The organism is Coprococcus sp. AF21-14LB, from assembly GCF_003458885.1.
In the GTDB taxonomy this organism is placed as follows: Bacteria; Bacillota; Clostridia; order Lachnospirales; family Lachnospiraceae; genus UBA9414.
The window spans coordinates 1-1,086 of record NZ_QRVX01000129.1; the positions used below are offsets into that span (position 1 = coordinate 1).

General features: G+C 34.4%; 1 protein-coding gene. It reads left to right on the forward strand.

All coding sequences use genetic code 11. The features are described from left to right. Positions 1-306 precede the first annotated feature (306 nt). A complete protein-coding gene (locus tag DWX73_RS13330) occupies positions 307-960 on the forward strand; it encodes a phosphatase PAP2 family protein (protein WP_118349138.1) in 654 nt (217 codons plus the stop codon). Positions 961-1,086: the final 126 nt, after the last annotated feature.

Sequence of the window (1,086 nt, forward strand, 5' to 3'; positions counted from 1 at the left end):
AAAAAATAAGAATCTCCTGTAGAAAATCAGGTATAAAAACACTGATTTCTACAGGAGATTCTTATTTTAAGATTTAGAAGCTAAAAATCGGTATTAACCGACAGCCCCTTTCATTTATGCTAGTATTTTCTTATCATTCTGCAGCATTTCTCTCCAAACTCCAATCATCGACATCCAATCAATAAAATATTTCTTCTAAATTTCTAAGATTTTATTAAGATTCTAAATTTACTGTGAATATTGTTGTTGCGTTTTAGAAATCATGTTATAATCCGAATGACTCCAAAAAGAAAGCGGGGGTTCATTATGAAAAACTTTATTCAGAAATATAAGCATGCGTGGGTATTTTTATACGGACTGATCTACCTCCCATGGTTCTTCTATCTGGAACAACATGTCACAACTGAATTTAATCTGATCCATTCTCCATTGGACGATAAGATACCGTTTATTGAATTCTTTGTCGTACCTTATTTATTGTGGTTTGGTTATATTGCTGTAACTGTCGGATATTTTTTCTTTCACGACAAAAGAGAATTTTATCAGCTCGTCAGTTTCCTGTTTACCGGAATGACGATCTTCCTCATTATTTCTACGGTATATCCAAATGGACTGGATTTGAGGCCGGATGTATTTCCACGGGATAATATTTTTACGGATATGGTAAAGACGCTCTATATTGCCGATACTTCAACAAACGTCCTTCCAAGTATCCATGTATTTAATTCTATCGGAGCTTACATCGCAATTCATCGCAGCCAGGCGCTCAGAAAGCATAAAGCACTTCAGATTGGCACATTTTTGCTGACAGTATCTATCATTCTGTCTACAATGTTTTTAAAACAGCACTCTGTTATCGATGTTGTAAGCGCTTTTCTTATGGCAGCTATACTATATTTTTTCGTATACGCGCCTCGTCCGATTAAATCAGAAACTTACGCAAAACAGACCATTGGATAAAAAAGAATCCCGCAAGCCAATGTCATTAAGTTAAGGAAAAATAATTAGATTCTTATATTAGAAATAATATAGGAGTCTTTTTATTTTGTAAAAATAGTTGACAAACAAGATAGAATGTGCGGCCGC

Bases quoted from the DNA above. Each gene is read 5' to 3' on its own strand.
- DWX73_RS13330 (WP_118349138.1), top strand. From the start codon at position 307: ATGAAAAACTTTATTCAGAAATATAAGCATGCGTGGGTATTTTTATAC.